The following is a 17,838-nucleotide window of genomic DNA, read 5'->3' as shown; positions in this document are numbered from 1 at the left end:
CAGATAATTTCTGCCGACGACCCCCACCTGCTTTAATCAACCTGATTTTAGTTTTTTCTTTTTCCTGTCGTTTTTCTTCTTCTAATAACTCCGCAGCTTGAATGAGTTCTATCAGTTGTTCATATTCTATCCCTAATAGCCTTTTTGCTTGCTGGGGGTTCTTGTCCAGATACTCTCTTAATTTACTCATCTCTAATCAGGGGTAAAATTTGATTTTATCATCTTGTTACCCCTCCTTGTTTCTATTTTGGAGATGTCTATTGGGTTAAAGGGAAATTGAACAGTTCTGTGGTTTGTCAGAGAACTCAGTCCATATTGCAACAGTTACAATTAAAACGGCAAATCGTCCGTCAACAAGAACAGCAACATTTAGTTAACAGTATTGCCCTGCGAATTCGCGCATCTCTGCGACTAGAACAAGTATTACAAACGACTGTGGAGGAAGTGCGGGAGTTTCTCCAGACTGATCGGGTTTTAATCTATAAATTTTTGCCTGATTTCAGTGGGGTGATGGTAGCAGAATCCGTATTACCGACCTATCGGGTCTGTTTAAACCTTGAAGTCGAAGATGTCTGTTTTAAGGAAAACTATCTGCAACCCTATCGCCAAGGTAGAGTTTTCGTAGCCTCAGATGTTGACATAGCTGACATCGCTGAATGCCATCGTGAGATGTTAAAAGACTTTCAGGTTAAGGCTAATTTGGTCGTGCCACTCTTATTAAGTAACTACAATACTTCAGAAACCAGTTGTTTAATCTCAAAACCAGAAACTGAGTATAATTTATGGGGGTTATTAATCGCCCATCAATGTAATCGCCCCCGTCAATGGCAAAATGACGAAATCGATTTGTTACAGCAATTAGCATTACAACTGGGAATCGCCATCCAACAAGCAGAAATGTATGAACGGGTAGAAGCAGAACTTTACCAACGCATCGATGCTGAATTACTCGAACGCCAGCGCGTAGCGTCACAATTTCGCGCCTTAGTAGAAAACGCCACAGATATTATTTATCGCATTGATCTGGAAATGCGAGCAGTCTATTTTAATCCTGCCATCGAGAAGCTAATGCAACAACCTGTGAGTAACTTAATCGGTAAGACCTTGCAGGATTTAGGAATTTGTGCAGAGATTATTGATTTATGGCGTACTACCCTCGATCAAATTATTCAGACAAAAACTCAAGAAACCATCGAACATCCGTTTCCTGATTTCAATAGCTCGACTTGGTTTCAAATTCGGATTGTCCCCGAATTTAATGAAGCCGGGGAAGTTTATTCATTTCTATGTATTGCCCGCGATATTAGTGAGATCAAATATCACGAACAAACGTTAAAATTTCAAGCTCAGATTCTCGAAAGAATCCACGATGCGGTGATTTCTACTGACGTTTCTGGGAAAATTTACAGTTGGAATCGAGGAGCCGAAAAACTCTATGGTTATAGTGCTGCCGAAGCTATTGGCCAGGATGTTAGGATGCTCTATTATCCTGAAGATTTGCCTCAACTTCACTCTTTAATCTTTCTCCCTTTATTCGCGAAAGGAAACCCCGAAGTAGAGATTCGGAACCGCACCAAATCAGGAGAAGAAATTTATATTAGCTTGCGTCTTTCCGTGATTCGGGATCAAGAGGGAAATATTATTCATTTAATTGGTTGCTCAAACGATATTAGTAAACAGCGAGCGGCACTCCGTGAACGCGAAAAAATAGAACAACAATTGCAACAACTCAACCAAGAACTTGAAGCTAGAGTTGAACAACGAACCGCCGAATTACAAGAAAGTCAACGTTTTATTGAAAGTATTACTGATAATACACCCAATATTATTTATATTTATGATCTGGAGGAACAGCGCAATATTTACTGCAATCGTGAGGTAGTTGATATTTTGGGATATTCCCCTGAGCAGATCCAAGGGATGGGCCGTCAATTATTTATCGATCTTCTTCATCCCGATGATTTAGACACTTTATTGGTTCATCTGAACAACTTACACACTCTCCAGAATCTTGAAAAGCGAAACTGTGAATATCGGCTGCGAGATGTCAACGGAGAATGGCACTGGTTACTCAGTCGCGATGCTGCCTTCTTATACAACAAAGATGGAACGCTCAAGCAAATTGTGGGCACGGCTCAAGAGATTACTGAACGTAAACGATCTGAAGAAAAATTGCAAAATCTTTCAGAGCGATTGTCCTTAGCAATTAAATCTGGAGGGTTTGGGATTTGGGAGTGGGATATTTTGCCAAACCAACTGATCTGGGATGAGCGAATGTATGAACTTTATGGGTTAGAGAAGTCAGATGTCCCAGAAACCATCTATCAAACCTGGGCAAACGCATTGCATCCCCAGGATCGAGAAAGAACTGAAACTGCAATTCAAAGAGCGTTACGGGGTGAAAAGGAATACAGCCCAGAATTCCGAGTGGTTCTTCCTAATGGTTCCATCCGATATATCAAAGCTTATGCTTTAGTTCAACGGGATAACAGTGGAGAACCGCAACGAATGGTCGGGGTTAACTTTGATATTACCAGTGCTAAAGAAGCAGAAAAACAACTGCGACAGGTGAACGAACGGTTGACCCTAACGAATGCGGAACTTGATCGAGCCACCCGGCTTAAAGATGAATTTTTGGCGAATATGAGCCACGAATTACGCACTCCCCTGAATGCGATTTTAGGAATGAGTGAAGGGTTACAGGATGGAGTATTTGGGAACCTTAGTGAACAACAGAAACACGCCGTCAATAGTATTGATCGCAGTGGTAATCATCTGTTAGCTCTAATTAACGATGTTTTGGATCTCGCAAAAGTAGAATCTGGTAAATTAGAATTACAGTTAGCTCCAACATCCATCACTTATCTCTGCACAAATAGCTTAACGTTTGTTCGACAACAAGCCCTTAAAAAAAATATTCAACTCACGACCGACATCCCAGAAAGGTTAGAGGATATTGTGGTAGACGAGCTTCGGATTCGCCAAGTTTTGATTAATCTCCTCAATAATGCTGTTAAATTTACTCCTGATGGTGGCTGTGTCAAATTAGAGGTAAAAGTTATATCCTCAACCCCGCAGAATTTATTACAATTCTTGGTCATTGATACAGGTATTGGCCTAACCCCTGAAAATGCCCGTCAATTATTCAAACCGTTTATCCAAATTGACAGTAGCCTTAATCGTCAGTATAGTGGTACTGGTTTAGGATTAGCATTGGTGCGTCGTTTAGTCGAACTTCATCAAGGAACGGTTGGAGTTACCAGTGAGTTAGGACAAGGCAGTTGTTTTACGGTTTGCTTACCCTATATTGTTGGCTCAGAACCTCCGATTCAAACTGCTTTATCCTCTTGTCCTCCTATAACTTCTGAAGAACTTAAGCTATCACCAATTCCCCCAATTTCAACGAATTCCCCTAAAAAAAATTCTTCCACAACTCTTTTATTAGTTGAAGATAATGAGTTAAATATTGTCACAATTTCCAGTTATTTAAGTAGTAAAGGTTACAAAATTGAAATCGCAAAAAATGGGGAAGAAGGTGTTAGACTAGCCAAGTCTTTATCTCCTGATTTAATTTTGATGGATATTCAACTGCCAAAAGTAGATGGACTAGAGGCGATTCGTCAAATTCGGGCTGAACAACGGTTAACTTCTACTCCGATTATTGCCTTAACTGCTTTAGCGATGACAGGAGATCAAGAAAAATGTTTAAATGCAGGAGCAAATGATTATCTTTCTAAGCCTGTAAAATTAAAACAACTGGTCGAGAAGATTGAACACTTATTGAATTAAAGGAAACCTCAGTAATGGAAACAACGCCGATTATTTTAATTATTGATGATGACCCCGATAATTTTGATGTGATTGATACTTTACTGGCAAATGAAGGTTATGAATTAGGTTATGTTTCTAAGGCTAAACAAGCTTTTAATCTTCTCGAAAGTTCTCAACCTGATTTAATTTTGCTGGATGTGATGATGCCAGAAATGAATGGCATAGAATTCTGTAAATTATTGAAAGCGAATCCCCAATGGTCACATATTCCGGTGATTATGGTCACAGCCCTTTCAGGTAAAGAAGATTTATCCCAATGTTTACAGGCGGGTGCTGATGATTTTATTAGTAAACCCGTTAATGGAATTGAACTACGAGCTAGAATTCGTTCCATGTTACGCATTAAACAACAGTATGATCGGATAGAAATATTGATGCAATTGCGAGAAGATATGGTGAACATGATAGTACATGATCTCAGAAATCCTCTGGCGGGTATTCTGTTTTCAACCGCGATACTGAAAAAGCCCAGTTTATCCCCGGAAAGACAGCAGAAAAAAATTCAACAAATTGAGGCAAATTGCACTCAATTACAAGTCATGATTGATAGTTTATTGCTCATGGCTAAGTTAGAATCAGGGAAGATGATACTCAATTTTAAAACCATTGATTTAGGTGAACTTTGTAGATTAGCGATCCAAGATTTTGAGTTAATTTCCAGTCATAAAAAAATTACAATTGTTCCCGATTTACCTCCTCTGGGGATTAACCTTTCCGTCGATGCTGTTATCCTTCGCCGAGTCATTGATAATTTACTTTCTAATGCCATTAAGTTTTCTCCCAGTGAAAGCCAGATCTTATTACAAGCAAAATATTTAGAAAATGGGGGCGCAACAGTGAAAGTGATTGATTCAGGGCCAGGTGTTGGTGAAAAAACCCGACAAACACTTTTCCAAAAATATGAGATTGGTACAATTCAAGAAGGTGTGAGTCAAATTGGTTTAGGTTTAGCGTTTTGCAAAATCGCAATAGAAGCCCATGGCGGTAGTATTTCCTTGGAAGATCATCACCCAAAAGGAGCTATTTTTACCATTCATATTCCTGGGTAATCAGGTGTCAGATGTCGGGAATTTATCATCAATATTATAGGAGCAATTACCAGATTATTCAGATGATTAAACTTTTGATCAGATCTCCCTAAATCCCCCTTAAAAAGGGGGACTTTTATCCCTCCTAAAACCTAATTTATGTATTAGGCTGACTGTCTATTTTTTAAATAGTCAAAAACACTTTTATCCCCAATATCCCCCGGAATATCTTGAAAGATTTTTCGACCTGCAAAAATGACAAATTGAATCGCCCAAAATGCTAAGAAAATTTTTTGAGCAGAAACCGACCAAACTCCCGCAATAAATCCTAGTAATAATAAAGGAACAAGAGGCGTTAATAGTTTGGTTTCCATGCGGTTAAAACAGAAGGCTTCTTTAAAATAAATCCCCGTTAACGCAACAAAGGTAAACCCTACCCCAAATAAGGTATAGGGATGATGATAAATGGTTAACGCTAAAGGTTCGTCATCCACCCAAGCAAAAATCGCAGAAGCAATTCCCCCAATTAACCAAAAAAGTTGTAATAATTGGTGTAAAGGGATTAAATAAATATGAATCATGACTAAACTCAACCCTAACCCAAACCAAAAACAGAAGTAGATGGGGGTTAATGCTTGTATAACCAAAGGATTATTTCCTTGGAACAAAACTAATCCGGTTGCTATGGTAAAGCATAAGGCTGCTATAATTAAGCCAGTTCGATAAAGGATCACACTCCAACGATCACTCTCGTTAATCGTGTACTCCCCAAACTGTCCTTGATAAATAACGGGTATAGCGGGTTGTTCTGTTTGTACCATAATTGTTTTCCTTGGCAATTCAAAAAAGACCTGTACCACGATATACTAAATTTTACTCCCTTCCCAATTAAAAAATCTTGAGGTCGAAATGGGTCGAGATTTGCCTTTAAGCGTCTCTACAACTCAAAACCTTAAAAAGATCAATTTAAAATCATCTAGGGTTGAGATCAAGAACTACTGTGCTTGGTATAACGGAATGTCTAAACTGTATCAAAACAAAAACAAAAAGAAATTACAACCCCCAGGAGAGGATTTAAAACCCCTGCAAATTGATGAAACAATTGTATCGGGTTTAGTTAATAAGCAAAGAGAGCATTTTAAAGAAGAGTTACTCAATTCTATGACCAATCTCATTGAACAAATGGAATCAATGGGATTTTTAAATGTTTCCAGTTTGTTTGAAGATGATGATTTTGATGTTGAAGAATTTGAGGCGAAAATGGAAAAAATTCTAGGAACTGATGACCTAGAAGTAACTCGTAAAACGTTAAATCGATATCTGAAATATTTAAAATCTCAGATTAAATTACCTTGTTATTTAACAGGAACAGAGGAATTTCTTTGGGAAGAAGAATATCTTTATGGTTCAGGGAGTTCTAGTGAGTATGAAAAATTGAAAAAAACAAATCCTTCTTACACGGATATTTTTGTGTTAGGACAATTTCAAGAAAAAACTGATGAAATGGAAGGAATTATTGTTGATGTTAAACGAGTCAGCGATAATCGAAAATTCACAATTCCTTTAGCAGAATTAAAAGTATCCGATGAAGATTCTCCCAATTACAGTTTGATTGAAGATTATTTAACTTGGTTTGTCAATTATTTATAATAGGGAACAGGGAACAGGGAACAGGGAATAGGCAATAGGCAATAGGGAATAGGGAATAGGAAACAGAAAATAGAAGCTTTCTTTCCCATTCCCTATTCGTAATTCGTAATTCGTAATTCGTAATTCGTAATTCGTAATTCCCTATTACCAATTTAAGCGTAAACTCGGTTAGCTTGAACCGTTGCTAAGGCTTCAACTAAACTCCGAACGACCGCTACCATCGCCACTTCATTATCAAGGCGGTTAATAGCCGAACCCACGCCAACACCCGCAGCACCCGCAGCAATGGCCATCGGTGCTGTAACATTAGAAATACCAGACGCGCATAACACCGGAACCGAAACGGCGCGAGAAATTTCTGAGGCGGCGGCTAAAGTGGGGGCTGCTTTTTCAATGAGTCCTAATGTGCCACCATGAACCGGGGAAGAACTGGTTCCGCCTTCGGTTTGGATGATATTTGCACCCGCTTTCACGAGTTCGAGGGCGAGTTCAACTTGTTGGTCGAGTTCGAGGATATGGGGAACGGTGACCGACAGGGTAATATGCGGCAATAACGCGCGAGTTTCATGGGTCAGTTGCAGAACTTCTGCGGCTTCAAAACGGCGTCCTTGAGCATAGAACGCATCAAAGTTACCAATTTCAATTAAGTCTGCACCCGCTTCGACGCAAGGGAGAAATTTTTCAGGTTCAACCGCAGAAACACAGATGGGGAGAGAAGTTAATTGACGGACGATTTGCACTAAGCTAGGATCGGCTGCAATATCCACAAAGGTTGCGCCGCCTTGAGTAGCTGCTTTCACCACAGAGGCGACCCGTCCGACGTTAAAATTGGTTAAACCGCTAATTACTTTCAGGGCGTTACCTTGGTTGAATGCTCGTTGTAAGGATGAATTCATCATAATTCTATTATTGACGTAGTGAGCCCTTCAGGGCTCTGACTATCTGAGGTAAAAAACATTGTGCCATAACTTATGACATTCCGGTGATAATAACCCTAAAAATTATTTTTTATCTAAAATAATAGTATTTTTATTTGAGTTTGGTGTGCAATTATATAAATTAAAGTAGTGCGAGCGTCCTCGCTCGCTGGTTATAAAAATCAAACCTATTATAAAAATCAAACCTATTGTTATTGTTAGAGAAACTAGCGAGCGGGGACGCTCGCACTGCCTTAATATTCAATTAATCCCTAAACCTTTGGGGTGGTTTAAATTTATATAAATCCTCAATAACTTTTACCCAACTGTTAACTAAAGAAGCTAAAATGCGATCGCCTTTTTCCTTCGTTGCTACCGTTGCATCCCCTAAAACCCCACTTTGGGTTAAATCTTTTATTACCCAAGCAAAAGCTAAGTTTCCTTCCATACTTAATAAACTATTTTCCGGTAAACCTTGGGGATATTCACAAACCGCTTTCTCCATTTTAACTTGTTCTGGCAGTAAAGATAACATTAAACTGGTTTCAGCATCTCCCGCATGAATTCCTAACTCTAATTCTTTTGAGGTTAATAATTCCCCAGCAACGTTAGCAACCCGCCAAACAAATAAAGGAAATACAGAAAAATCTTCATATTGTTGATGTAAATCTCGCGCTACCATCTCTAATATTTGGGGTTGTCCGCCATGAGCATTAATAAAAGCTAATTTTCTAAATCCCGCCCGATAAATGCTTTCGCCTAATTCCATTAATAGCGCCGTTAAGGTTTGGGAACTTAACGTTATTGTTCCGGGGAAATGCCAATGTTCGTTAGATTTTCCATAATAAATTGTTGGCAAAGCATAAGCCGGAATGTTATCATTAAGTTGGGCTAAAGCTTGACCTGTTACGGCCGTTGCGATCGCAGCATCAACAATTAACGGTAAATGGGGGCCATGTTGTTCAATGGCTCCCAGGGGTTGTAAAATAACCACATTACTTTTATCAGCCATTGATTCAATTTCTGTCCAGGTTAAATAGGGAAAAAACCGTTCTGGGGGGATAAAATTGTGGAGCATGGGTTCAATTGCGTTAATTCAAGATCATGATTTAACTATTGTATACTAATTCGGGTTCATTAATAAGGCGTAAAAGTTTAACAGCTTCAATAGTTTCCATTGCAAAAGTATTGCCTTCTTGATCTGTAAAGTCAATTAAAAATGCTTTTTGATCAAAAGACATCAAAACTGTTCCCATTTGCCCTCGACGGAGTAGAATTTGCTGATGGTTGACTTTGTGGGTAGCGATCGCATCTTCGGTTAGAGCAACCAAATCGTATTCTTGAATTTCGTTCATAATTCAGTTAGTTATTCAATAGGATAAATATAGTTCTCAGGATGTTTAAGTGATTCTACTGCTTCTTTGAGATGATGGCGATTAGCTTCTGTAGATAGTAGATAATCTGTTTCATCGGTTTCGGTTGATTCCCCAATCAATAAAATTGCCTCAACAACAGTTCCTTCTGGCAAATCGAGGGAAGGTAAATCAAGTTTACCATTTTTAATAGTTGTCTTGTATTTAAGGGTATTCATAACATCTGATGATTGAGAGATTTTTTAATTATACCCAATTCAACCGGGGTGGGAGATAGAGAAACCGGGTTTCTATTTGAAATTATTCACTAAAAATCAAAGTTTATGCAGAAACCCGGTTTCTGGGTTGGGGGAATTAATGCCGAAAACCCGTGATTACAGCCGAGATCAGATCCCCCTAAATCCCCCTTAAAAAGCCCAGGGCTGTTTCATTTTCTCTCAAAAACCTCTGTGACCTAACCCCCCAACCCCCTTCCCTATTAGGGAAGGGGGAGTAATTAATACTTTTAAACTAGATCGGTATTTAATATTAAGAATTCTTCTCCCCTCTCCTTGCAGGAGAGGGGTTGGGGGATGTGTCCCACACAGGAATCTGTCTTGAGAATGAAACAGCCCTGGGGGGGGCGGGAGGTAGGGGCGAGGTCTCCTCGCCCATCAACAGCCAACCGTCAACCGCCCACCGCCCACCAAAACCAGAAATTAAGGAAGAATTAAGAAAATAGTGATAAGCATTTCTGCTAGATTTGATATACACCAGTTATGTCTTGTATAGGCAGAGTTGATTAAAAATTCCTAAGCCCGATCGAATAAAGGATATTTTTTGACAAGTTCCCTTTAGAATAATAAATAGGTAATTATGCAGAGATTGGAAGCTAATATGACGCAAAGCGATTCTCGAACTCCTGTTTCACTCTCAGAACGAGAACTGCAAGTTGTGGAGTTAGTTGCGAGTGGATTAACAAATCAAGAAATTGCGGAGAAACTAGAAATTAGTAAACGCACAGTTGATAATCATATCAGTAACATTCTCACAAAAACGGCAACGGATAACCGAGTAGCTTTAGTTCGTTGGGCGTTGCAATGGGGGAAGGTTTGTCTGGATGACATTAACTGTTGTGCTCTACCGCTAATGACCACTAAAGATGAAACAGAGGTCGCCATATCTTCCTCGGTAGAATAGGGGAAAAACAGGTTAATTTTGGATGAAAAGTGTAGAACAGAAACAACGACTTCGCTATCAGGTTTGCTGTCGGAAACTTCCTTTAACGGTGTATCGGGAAGTAGCTGCACATTTGCGTCAGGTCGAAGGAGTGAACACGGGGTTAATTCCAACCCGCATTAGTCCTGATGAAATCCCGCCAGAATTTGATTACACTCAAAGTCAAGTTGGCAGTTTATGGATCGAATATGATGACTCTGATCCAGCAATTCGTCAACAGATTGATCAAATTTTGGCGTATTATAACGATCGTTATGGCGCCTGGGAAACAATCGATCCGCCACAGGACTAACGATTAATTAAGAAACAAATGGAACTGATCAAAGCATTACGAGGAACACGGGATATCCTGCCTGATGAAATTGGATACTGGCAATGGGTGGAGTCTGTTGCCAGGGATATTTTATTGCAGGCAAATTATCAAGAAATTCGCACCCCAATTTTTGAACAAACGGCTTTATTTGAACGGGGAATTGGGGAAGCGACGGATGTTGTCGGCAAAGAAATGTATACGTTTGTTGACCGGGGTGAACGTTCAATTACCCTGCGGCCAGAGGGAACGGCCGGAGTCGTTCGGAGTTTTATTGAAAATAAGCTTCACGCCACGGGAGGAGTGCAACGGTTATGGTATACCGGGCCGATGTTTCGTTATGAACGACCCCAAGCCGGACGTCAACGACAGTTTCATCAAATTGGGGTTGAGGTGTTAGGAAGTCGGGATGCAAGGGCTGATGTTGAAGTGATTGCGATCGCAACTAATATATTACAAAAGTTAGGATTAAAAAATTTAAACCTCAACTTAAATTCTGTGGGAAATTCAACCGATCGTCAAGCGTATCGTCAAGCATTAGTCAATTATTTAACCCAATATAAAGACGAATTAGATCCAGATTCTCAAGATCGTTTATCTCGAAATCCGTTAAGAATTTTAGATAGTAAAGATCAACGGACGCAGGAAATTGTTCAAGATGCTCCGAGTATTTTAGAGTATTTAGGAGAAGATTCTCGCGCTCATTTTGAACAAGTTCAACAGTTATTAACGGCGTTAGAAATTCCCTACAGTTTGAACCCTCGATTAGTGCGAGGATTAGATTATTATACCCATACGGCTTTTGAGATTATTTCTGATGATTTAGGAGCCCAAGCGACGGTTTGTGGCGGCGGTCGTTATGATGGTTTAGTTCAAGAATTAGGGGGCCCAGAAACCCATGCTGTGGGTTGGGCAATTGGGTTAGAACGGTTAGTGATTCTATTACAACAGTTAAATACTCTTTCTAGTTCTAGCTTGGATTTTTATGTTGTTTCTAGGGGCAATTTAGCCGAATCTCAAGGGTTAATTTTAGCTCAAAAATTGCGTCAACAAGGCTTCAGTGTGGAGTTAGATTTAAGTGGAAGTGCCTTTGGTAAACAATTTAAACGGGCAGATCGCAGTGGTGCTGTGGCTTGTTTAGTATTAGGAGATGCAGAGGCGGAACAGCAAACAATTAAGTTAAAATGGTTAAAAACAGGGGAAGAAATCACGATAAATCAATCGGATTTATTCGATAAAATTGATCAATTTCGTGAACAAATTCAAGCCCTAAAAACTCCTTAAACCCTTGTTCCAATGCTCTGCATTGGAATGCTATGATGAGGCTCTGCCTCATTTATTATAATAATAATTATTTAGATGGTGCTTATTTAGATGGTGCGTGCGCGGAGCTTACGCACCCTACGTGTTTTAACCTCCGGCTGCAAAGGTTGCCATAATAATAATTGATAGGGCTAAACCAGGGAACAAGAGAATCAATAACATTAAAAGATCGTGAGTATTCATAGTAAATAAACAAGCTAGATCAACTTGCTCCTAGCATAACATAAATTTTCTAAAAGGCGGATCAAATTTAAAAAATATTTTAGAATAAGGAAGTTTTAAGCATTCATCCTAAAAATTATCACCATGACAATTCCCATTGATCAAATTTTCAACGTAGCAAACCTATTTGTGCTTCCCTTTTGGGCATTAATGATTATCTTACCAAACTGGGGAGTGACGCGAAAAGTCATGGAGTCCTATCTTCCCTTTGTGTTATTAGCCTGTGTTTATTTATATCTGTTTATCAGCAGTATTAACCCGGAAAATGCCGCAGCATTATCTAATCCAAAATTATCAGATATTGCCCATTTTTTTGCTGATGAAAACGCCGCAGCAACGGGATGGATTCACTTTTTAGTCATGGATTTATTTGTAGGACGTTGGATTTATTGGGATGGACAAAAAACGGGAATTTGGACAAGTCATTCCTTAGCGTTTTGTTTATTTGCGGGGCCCTTTGGATTATTATCTCATATTCTAACCCATTGGATTAGTAAGCTGTTTTTTTCTCAATCCCAGTCTGAAATTAATCCAGTATCAAATTCTTAGATAGTGAGAAACCGGGTTTCTGCTTTAACCTTTGCTGCATAATAGAAAGATAGGAGAAGAAACCCGGTTTCTGAGAACCTATACACACCGAGAAACCGGGTTTCTGCTTTAACCTTTTCTGGATAATAGAAAGATAGGAGAAGAAACCCGGTTTCTGAGTCCCTACGTTGTATCGAGAAACCGGGTTTCTATCTTAAGTTTTCCTGCATAATAGAAAGATAGCTGAAAAAATCCGGTTTCTAAATCTACAATTTTAAGGTAAAAATATGGCAGTTGAATATGATTTAGTGGTCATTGGTGGGGGTTCTGGCGGGTTAGTGGTAGCGAGCGCTGCGGCGCAATTGAAAGCCAAAGTTGCCTTAGTCGAACGCGATCGCTTAGGGGGGGATTGTTTATGGTTTGGCTGTGTTCCCAGTAAATCTTTAATTCATGCTTCCAGGGTGGCTTATGAAGTTAAAAATGCAGCAAAATTTGGAATTTATACTGATAATTATAACATTAATTTTGCTCAAGCTGCAAGTCATGTTCAACAGGTTATTGCAACAATTCAACCCCATGATTCTCCTGAACGATTTGAATCTTTAGGAGTAGAGGTTATTTTTGGAGACGGTCAATTTTTAGACAAAAAAACCTTCAGTATTAACGGACGGAAACTAACGGCTAGAGCTTTTGTAATTGCAACGGGTTCCCGTCCTGCTATTCCTAATATTCCGGGGTTAACTGAAGCTGGTTTCCTCACCAATGAACAGGTATTTTCTGTGCAAAATTGTCCTGAATCTTTAGCCGTTATGGGAGGAGGGCCAATTGGTTGTGAACTGGGACAAGCTTTTTCACGGTTAGGGTCAAAGGTAACAATTTTCTCCAGTCGCAATCAAATTTTACCGAAAGAAGATCCCGAAGCAGCACAGGTGGTTCAAGATCAATTGTTATCTGAAGATATTGTGATTTTAAATAATACCAAAGCAGAACGAGTTGAAATCGAAAATGGCAAAAAGAAAATTATTGCTGGAAACCATAACATTTTAGCTGATGAAATTTTAGTTTCGGTGGGGCGAGTTCCCAATATTGAATCCTTGAATTTAGAAGCGGCGGGTGTTACAATTAGTCAATCAGGAATTAAATTTAATCATAAACTCCAAACTACTAATCCGCGTATTTACGCTTGCGGAGATGTGATTGGTGGGTATCAATTTACTCATGTTGCGAGTTATGAAGCCGTTGTGGTACTCACGAATGCTTTATTTTTTCCGATTAGTAAAGTTAACTATCGTGTGATCCCTTGGGCTACTTTTACCGATCCTGAATTAGCAAGAGTGGGGTTAACAGAACAACAAGCTAAAAAACAGTATGGTGAGGATGTTTATGTTTTAAAACAACCCTTTTCGGGTGTTGATCGTGCCCTCGCAGAAGCAAAACCCCAGGGATTTGCTAAAATTATTACTAAAGGGAATGGGGAAATTTTAGGTGCTCATCTTGTGGGTTCATCTGCTGGAGAGTTAATTCATGAAATTGTTTTAGCCATGTCCCATCGACTTAAGGTTTCTGCCTTGACAGGAATTCATATTTATCCTACCTTATCAGAAGTTAATAGTAAGGCAGCCTTATTATTGAAAAAACAACAATATGCGAATAATTCTTGGCAAAAAACTATTTTACAACGTTTTTTTAATTGGAGGCGATCGCTGTAATCAAAGCTTATGAAAATTCTCACTTTTAATATTCGTTATGATAAACCCGATCTGGGTAATAATGACTGGAAATTTCGTCGTCATGCGATCGCAAAACTAATTCAAAACCATAACCCAGATATCATTGCAACTCAGGAAGGAAAAGCGCATCAACTCCTAGATTTACATCGATTATTACCCAATTATCAAAGTATTGGAACCGATCAAATCGGTAATGGAACCGGAGAATATTGTGCAATTTTTTATCAGTCCCAACGGTTTTATTGTGTCAACTCCCATGATATTTGGTTAAGTAAAACCCCGAATTTAGTCGGAAGTATCAGTCCAGAATGGGGAAATAAAACCCCTAAACTGATAAGTTGGGGAGTTTTTATCTCCAGGGAAACCCAACAACAAATCACAATTTTTAATACCCATTTAGACTATTACAGCGAACTATCTCGAAAATTGAGTATTCCCTTAATTCAACACTATTTGAGTCAAGTTAATCCTGAACAGTCTTTATTAATGCTCACGGGAGATTTTAATGCTCAACCTGATAGCCCAGAACGCCAAGCTTTATTAAAACCTTTTGCTAATAATATTAAATTGTTAGATAGTTTATCAGATATACCCTTAGCTGCTCAACAAACCTTTCATGATTTTAAAGGAAAAGCGATCGCGGCCGTCGATACAATTTATTATGATGATCGAATACAATTAAAATCCATTATTATCGATCAAAATCAAATCGAAGGAATTTGGCCGTCGGATCATTTTCCGGTTATTGCAGAATTTAATTTACCTTAAATCATTTTAATATGAAATCTTTAAATGGACGCACACCACCCTCTAAGGGCGAGAAAACCTCGCCCCTACGATGTGGGATAATTTGTATATAAGATTTAAACTTTTTATTTCTTATTGTCCTAAATATCCCCTCGGTGTAATCATCCAATTTTCATAAATATCTGTACTTTGATTACCGATAATTACGGTTGTTAACATATCCACCGCATCAGGATTAAACTGTTCTAAAGTAGTTATAGTAATTTCCTGATCACAACGATAGGCAGAACGAACCATTGCTACGGGAGTATTGCCAGAACGAGCGTCTAAAAAAATACGTTTAGCAGTGTGTAATTGCTCTGTACGAGTGCGCGATCGCGGATTATATAAAATACAAACAAAATCCGCCTCGGCTGCCGCTTTTAATCGGTTTTGAATCACCTCCCAAGGTGTTAATAAATCACTCAAACTAATCGCGCAGAAATCGTGCATTAAGGGTGCTCCTACCCGACTTGCTGCCGCCTGTAACGCACTAATCCCTGGAAAAACCTGCACAGCCGGAGTTTTGCCATCCCAACCCCTAGCGCGTAACTGTTCAAACACTAACCCCGCCATGCCATAAATACCACAGTCCCCCGACGATACCACCGCTACCGTTAACCCCCATTGGGCCAAATCAATCGCTCGTTCTCCCCGTTGACGTTCTTGAGTAATGGGATAGGATTCAACCATCTGACCGGGACGCAATAACGGCCGAATTAAGTCCAAATACAAGGAATAGCCAATCACCACATCCGCCTGGACAATGGCCGTTTGCGCCGCCGGGGTGATTTGATCCAGTTCCCCTGGGCCAGTTCCCACTAAAAACAAATGTCCTGTGCGTCCGGTATATTCCTGTTCAGCTTGGGCAATGGCCACCGTTACCGCCTGTCCAATACGGTTGGAGGTTGAAGCGGTTGGTAAAGGCTCTCGGTAAATTTGCTTAGAAACAAATAAGGTTTTTACCCCAGCGGCTTGTAACGCGGCGGCTTCGGCCACACTGGGAGTTCCCACTTCGGCTTCAACAATTTCAGAGGGGTTAGGAACATCCATCTGGCGTAAAACTTCCGGGGGAAAGGTGCGTAACGGCCAATGCTTGGCTTGGCACAATTCCACTAACCCCAGTTCATCTCCTTTAATATCCAGAGTGGCGATTCCTGCGATCGCTTCTTCCGCTAAATTATACTGTTGTAAAGCCTGCTCAATAGCTTTTTCAATCAAGGCTCTAGGGGTATTGCGTTCACAGCCTACACCCACCCATAAGACTCTGGGAAACCACTGAACTTGAGTTGTATTGGATACTCGACGTTGAGAACTAATACAGATGTGAAATTTCGCCTCTGAATTCGGGGTAAAATCAAACGGATGATCAGGGGGTAACGTTGTTTGCCATAGCGTTGAACCCGCCTCCTGAAGCACGTTAACTTGTTCTCCTCTGGCGATGGCTGCACTCACCTCCGTCCAATCTCCTGGCCCCCGTCGCCAACCAAAGGGAAGCCCTAACAGATCCAGTGCCGGTAATCCTAAAGCGTTAGTCGCCCCTGTAATAATAGGTGTGGCGTTCAATTGTCGAGCTACTAAACGAGTCAGTTGATCAGCGCCGCCTTGATGTCCACTACAGAGACTGATGACAAATTTCCCAGTTTGATCCAGCACTACAACCGCAGGATCACTGGATTTATGCTGTAATAAAGGAGTGATTAATCGCACCACAGCACCAGCAGCTAAACCAAAAATAAACCCTCGGTGACTTGACCAAAGCGTTGCTAGGTGTTCCGATAGAGAGCCGGAATAGACTTGTGTTCCAGGTAAGGGGTGGAGTGTGTTGGGTATCCACAAAATGGCATTTAAACCTTGACAAAGGGGTTGAAGTTGTTGTACAGCCTGGGGGGTGGTGGCAATAGCAGCAATGGGTTGAAACGATTGAAATTGGGAAAAACTCATCGGTTGGGGTGACAACTATAGATTAGAATAAAGAACTTGTTTCTTTTTGATTGTAAATTGGGAAGACTCTGATTGATTCACAAAAAGTTGAGTTTTGATCAAGTGTTGAACGGGACAAACCCTAGGATCAAGTGATCAATATTTTATTTTAGGTAAAAAGGCGGAGCATCTGTAATGGATCAGAAAACGGAATTATTATTAAAGTTAGATATTTTTAGAGAATTTTATACAGAAGAAGTCGAACTGATTAGTGAGTATTTTTCGATTCACAAGTTCTTTGATTTACAAGTAATTCTGCCCCAAACAGGTCAGGATTCCTCCTTTGGAATTATTCTATCTGGGGAAGTCAGCGTTATGGGAGATCAGATGGAAAATACCAGCCGCACCCCAGGAGATATTTTAGGGGAAATGGCATTTATCCAAGGCCGTCGATCAGATTTTATTGCGGCCAGTGATGGAGCGATCGCGATTATGACTTTTGATGATATTGAAAAGTTAAAATTAAAACAACCCTATGTCGCCGTTAAATTAATCAGTTTGGTCACTCGGAATCTGGTGAATAAATTACGAAAAAATCCCCCCGAAAATACAACGGAAATCATAGTATTATTGGCGGATAATCATTTATTTTCCGATTTGATTAATTTAGTCAAGGATCATCTTCATATTATTGAAAAATTCTCGATTATTACCTCTGATAAATTCAAGAAATTTTTAGAGGATACAACAAATTTAACCGTTAGCGAAGTCATTGAATCTCATTATTTAATTCTAGGAGAAACAGCCATTGGTTCCCGAATTTTATTAGATCAGGTTAAAGCGATTGTGTATCTACGAGATCCGACAACAAGCGAATCTAATCCCCCAGCTATTGAAGCTTTATCGAGGTTGTGTGACTTGCAGCAAGTTTTGTTTGCTACCAATTTATTAACAGCTAATGCAGTTTTTCAATATTTAGAATAAAGGACATTAATCCTG

Annotated in this window: 17 protein-coding genes; 10 read left to right on the top strand and 7 right to left on the bottom strand. The window is 39.7% G+C overall.

Annotation, left to right across the window (positions count from 1 at the left end):
* Nucleotides 1-190 (bottom strand): hypothetical protein (locus H6G57_RS18090; protein ID WP_375539536.1); only part of this gene is annotated, 190 nt, incomplete at its 3' end.
* An 86-nt stretch (nucleotides 191-276) separates the two neighbouring features.
* Between H6G57_RS18090 and H6G57_RS18085 the strand changes: the two genes are divergently transcribed.
* Both H6G57_RS18085 and H6G57_RS18080 read left to right on the top strand, forming a co-directional pair.
* Complete coding sequence (locus H6G57_RS18085) at nucleotides 277-3,789, top strand: PAS domain S-box protein (protein ID WP_190520987.1); 3,513 nt, start codon at nucleotides 277-279, stop codon at nucleotides 3,787-3,789.
* A 14-nt stretch (nucleotides 3,790-3,803) separates the two neighbouring features.
* On the top strand, nucleotides 3,804-4,880 hold the full coding sequence (locus H6G57_RS18080; RefSeq protein ID WP_190520985.1) for a response regulator: 1,077 nt from the start codon (nucleotides 3,804-3,806) through the stop codon (nucleotides 4,878-4,880).
* Nucleotides 4,881-5,023: 143 nt separating this feature from the next.
* Here H6G57_RS18080 and H6G57_RS18075 read toward each other — a convergent pair whose 3' ends face one another.
* Entirely contained in the window at nucleotides 5,024-5,680 is a 657-nt protein-coding gene (locus tag H6G57_RS18075; protein WP_190520983.1) for a DUF2301 domain-containing membrane protein, read from the bottom strand.
* A 196-nt stretch (nucleotides 5,681-5,876) separates the two neighbouring features.
* Here H6G57_RS18075 and H6G57_RS18070 point away from each other — a divergent pair, with 196 nt between their 5' ends.
* The gene (locus H6G57_RS18070; RefSeq protein WP_190520981.1) at nucleotides 5,877-6,509 is read left to right on the top strand and encodes a calcium-binding protein; all 633 of its coding nucleotides are present in this window, start codon (nucleotides 5,877-5,879) and stop codon (nucleotides 6,507-6,509) included.
* Nucleotides 6,510-6,661: 152 nt separating this feature from the next.
* Here H6G57_RS18070 and H6G57_RS18065 read toward each other — a convergent pair whose 3' ends face one another.
* From H6G57_RS18065 to H6G57_RS18050, 4 genes are all read right to left on the bottom strand, one after another.
* Complete coding sequence (locus H6G57_RS18065; protein WP_199314360.1) at nucleotides 6,662-7,408, bottom strand: DUF561 domain-containing protein; 747 nt, start codon at nucleotides 7,406-7,408, stop codon at nucleotides 6,662-6,664.
* 283 nt (nucleotides 7,409-7,691) lie between these two features.
* On the bottom strand, nucleotides 7,692-8,504 hold the full coding sequence (locus H6G57_RS18060) for a creatininase family protein (protein ID WP_190520979.1): 813 nt from the start codon (nucleotides 8,502-8,504) through the stop codon (nucleotides 7,692-7,694).
* A 31-nt stretch (nucleotides 8,505-8,535) separates the two neighbouring features.
* A complete protein-coding gene (locus tag H6G57_RS18055) occupies nucleotides 8,536-8,781 on the bottom strand; it encodes a DUF4926 domain-containing protein (protein ID WP_190520977.1) in 246 nt (81 codons plus the stop codon).
* An 11-nt stretch (nucleotides 8,782-8,792) separates the two neighbouring features.
* Nucleotides 8,793-9,017, bottom strand: coding sequence for a hypothetical protein (locus H6G57_RS18050; protein WP_190520975.1), 225 nt, complete (start codon nucleotides 9,015-9,017; stop codon nucleotides 8,793-8,795).
* Between the two features lie 658 nt (nucleotides 9,018-9,675).
* On the opposite strand from H6G57_RS18050, the gene H6G57_RS18045 reads away from it, so the two are divergent.
* The 6 genes from H6G57_RS18045 (at nucleotide 9,676) to H6G57_RS18020 (ending at nucleotide 14,898) form a co-directional block, all read left to right on the top strand.
* Nucleotides 9,676-9,978: a LuxR C-terminal-related transcriptional regulator gene (locus tag H6G57_RS18045; RefSeq protein WP_190520973.1), complete on the top strand. Its 303-nt coding sequence runs from the start codon at nucleotides 9,676-9,678 to the stop codon at nucleotides 9,976-9,978.
* 22 nt (nucleotides 9,979-10,000) lie between these two features.
* Nucleotides 10,001-10,309 carry a hypothetical protein gene (locus H6G57_RS18040; protein WP_190520970.1) on the top strand — a complete coding sequence of 103 codons (309 nt, stop codon included), beginning with the start codon at nucleotides 10,001-10,003 and terminating at the stop codon, nucleotides 10,307-10,309.
* An 18-nt stretch (nucleotides 10,310-10,327) separates the two neighbouring features.
* Nucleotides 10,328-11,611 carry a histidine--tRNA ligase gene (hisS, locus tag H6G57_RS18035; protein ID WP_190520968.1) on the top strand — a complete coding sequence of 428 codons (1,284 nt, stop codon included), beginning with the start codon at nucleotides 10,328-10,330 and terminating at the stop codon, nucleotides 11,609-11,611.
* A 345-nt stretch (nucleotides 11,612-11,956) separates the two neighbouring features.
* Nucleotides 11,957-12,421, top strand: coding sequence for an ABA4-like family protein (locus tag H6G57_RS18030; RefSeq protein ID WP_199314359.1), 465 nt, complete (start codon nucleotides 11,957-11,959; stop codon nucleotides 12,419-12,421).
* A gap of 266 nt (nucleotides 12,422-12,687) precedes the next feature.
* Nucleotides 12,688-14,109 (top strand): NAD(P)/FAD-dependent oxidoreductase, encoded by a 1,422-nt coding sequence (locus H6G57_RS18025; protein WP_190520967.1) that lies wholly within the window; start codon nucleotides 12,688-12,690, stop codon nucleotides 14,107-14,109.
* 9 nt (nucleotides 14,110-14,118) lie between these two features.
* Nucleotides 14,119-14,898: an endonuclease/exonuclease/phosphatase family protein gene (locus tag H6G57_RS18020; protein ID WP_190520965.1), complete on the top strand. Its 780-nt coding sequence runs from the start codon at nucleotides 14,119-14,121 to the stop codon at nucleotides 14,896-14,898.
* A gap of 111 nt (nucleotides 14,899-15,009) precedes the next feature.
* Here the strand turns inward: H6G57_RS18020 and cobJ are convergent, their stop codons facing one another.
* Nucleotides 15,010-16,860 carry a precorrin-3B C(17)-methyltransferase gene (cobJ, locus tag H6G57_RS18015; RefSeq protein WP_190520964.1) on the bottom strand — a complete coding sequence of 617 codons (1,851 nt, stop codon included), beginning with the start codon at nucleotides 16,858-16,860 and terminating at the stop codon, nucleotides 15,010-15,012.
* Between the two features lie 174 nt (nucleotides 16,861-17,034).
* Here cobJ and H6G57_RS18010 point away from each other — a divergent pair, with 174 nt between their 5' ends.
* Nucleotides 17,035-17,823, top strand: a complete 789-nt coding sequence (locus H6G57_RS18010) for a cyclic nucleotide-binding domain-containing protein (RefSeq protein ID WP_190520962.1) — start codon at nucleotides 17,035-17,037, stop codon at nucleotides 17,821-17,823.
* The last annotated feature ends 15 nt before the right edge of the window (nucleotides 17,824-17,838 follow it).

Origin of the sequence: Planktothrix sp. FACHB-1365 (genome assembly GCF_014697575.1) — a bacterium.
Taxonomy (GTDB): Bacteria; Cyanobacteriota; Cyanobacteriia; order Cyanobacteriales; family Microcoleaceae; genus Planktothrix.
The sequence above is the reverse complement of the archived record's forward strand: the minus strand, read 5'-3'. Positions and strand labels throughout refer to the sequence as shown.

What these genes read in the sequence shown, in the direction of transcription:
- H6G57_RS18060 (WP_190520979.1), bottom strand. Translation starts at nt 8,504, where the DNA reads ATGCTCCACAATTTTATCCCCCCAGAACGGTTTTTTCCCTATTTAACC.
- H6G57_RS18050 (WP_190520975.1), bottom strand. Translation starts at nt 9,017, where the DNA reads ATGAATACCCTTAAATACAAGACAACTATTAAAAATGGTAAACTTGAT.
- H6G57_RS18030 (WP_199314359.1), top strand. Translation starts at nt 11,957, where the DNA reads ATGACAATTCCCATTGATCAAATTTTCAACGTAGCAAACCTATTTGTG.
- H6G57_RS18020 (WP_190520965.1), top strand. Translation starts at nt 14,119, where the DNA reads ATGAAAATTCTCACTTTTAATATTCGTTATGATAAACCCGATCTGGGT.
- H6G57_RS18070 (WP_190520981.1), top strand. Translation starts at nt 5,877, where the DNA reads ATGTCTAAACTGTATCAAAACAAAAACAAAAAGAAATTACAACCCCCA.
- hisS (WP_190520968.1), top strand. Translation starts at nt 10,328, where the DNA reads ATGGAACTGATCAAAGCATTACGAGGAACACGGGATATCCTGCCTGAT.
- H6G57_RS18040 (WP_190520970.1), top strand. Translation starts at nt 10,001, where the DNA reads ATGAAAAGTGTAGAACAGAAACAACGACTTCGCTATCAGGTTTGCTGT.
- cobJ (WP_190520964.1), bottom strand. Translation starts at nt 16,860, where the DNA reads ATGAGTTTTTCCCAATTTCAATCGTTTCAACCCATTGCTGCTATTGCC.
- H6G57_RS18055 (WP_190520977.1), bottom strand. Translation starts at nt 8,781, where the DNA reads ATGAACGAAATTCAAGAATACGATTTGGTTGCTCTAACCGAAGATGCG.
- H6G57_RS18025 (WP_190520967.1), top strand. Translation starts at nt 12,688, where the DNA reads ATGGCAGTTGAATATGATTTAGTGGTCATTGGTGGGGGTTCTGGCGGG.
- H6G57_RS18080 (WP_190520985.1), top strand. Translation starts at nt 3,804, where the DNA reads ATGGAAACAACGCCGATTATTTTAATTATTGATGATGACCCCGATAAT.
- H6G57_RS18065 (WP_199314360.1), bottom strand. Translation starts at nt 7,408, where the DNA reads ATGATGAATTCATCCTTACAACGAGCATTCAACCAAGGTAACGCCCTG.
- H6G57_RS18045 (WP_190520973.1), top strand. Translation starts at nt 9,676, where the DNA reads ATGACGCAAAGCGATTCTCGAACTCCTGTTTCACTCTCAGAACGAGAA.
- H6G57_RS18010 (WP_190520962.1), top strand. Translation starts at nt 17,035, where the DNA reads ATGGATCAGAAAACGGAATTATTATTAAAGTTAGATATTTTTAGAGAA.
- H6G57_RS18075 (WP_190520983.1), bottom strand. Translation starts at nt 5,680, where the DNA reads ATGGTACAAACAGAACAACCCGCTATACCCGTTATTTATCAAGGACAG.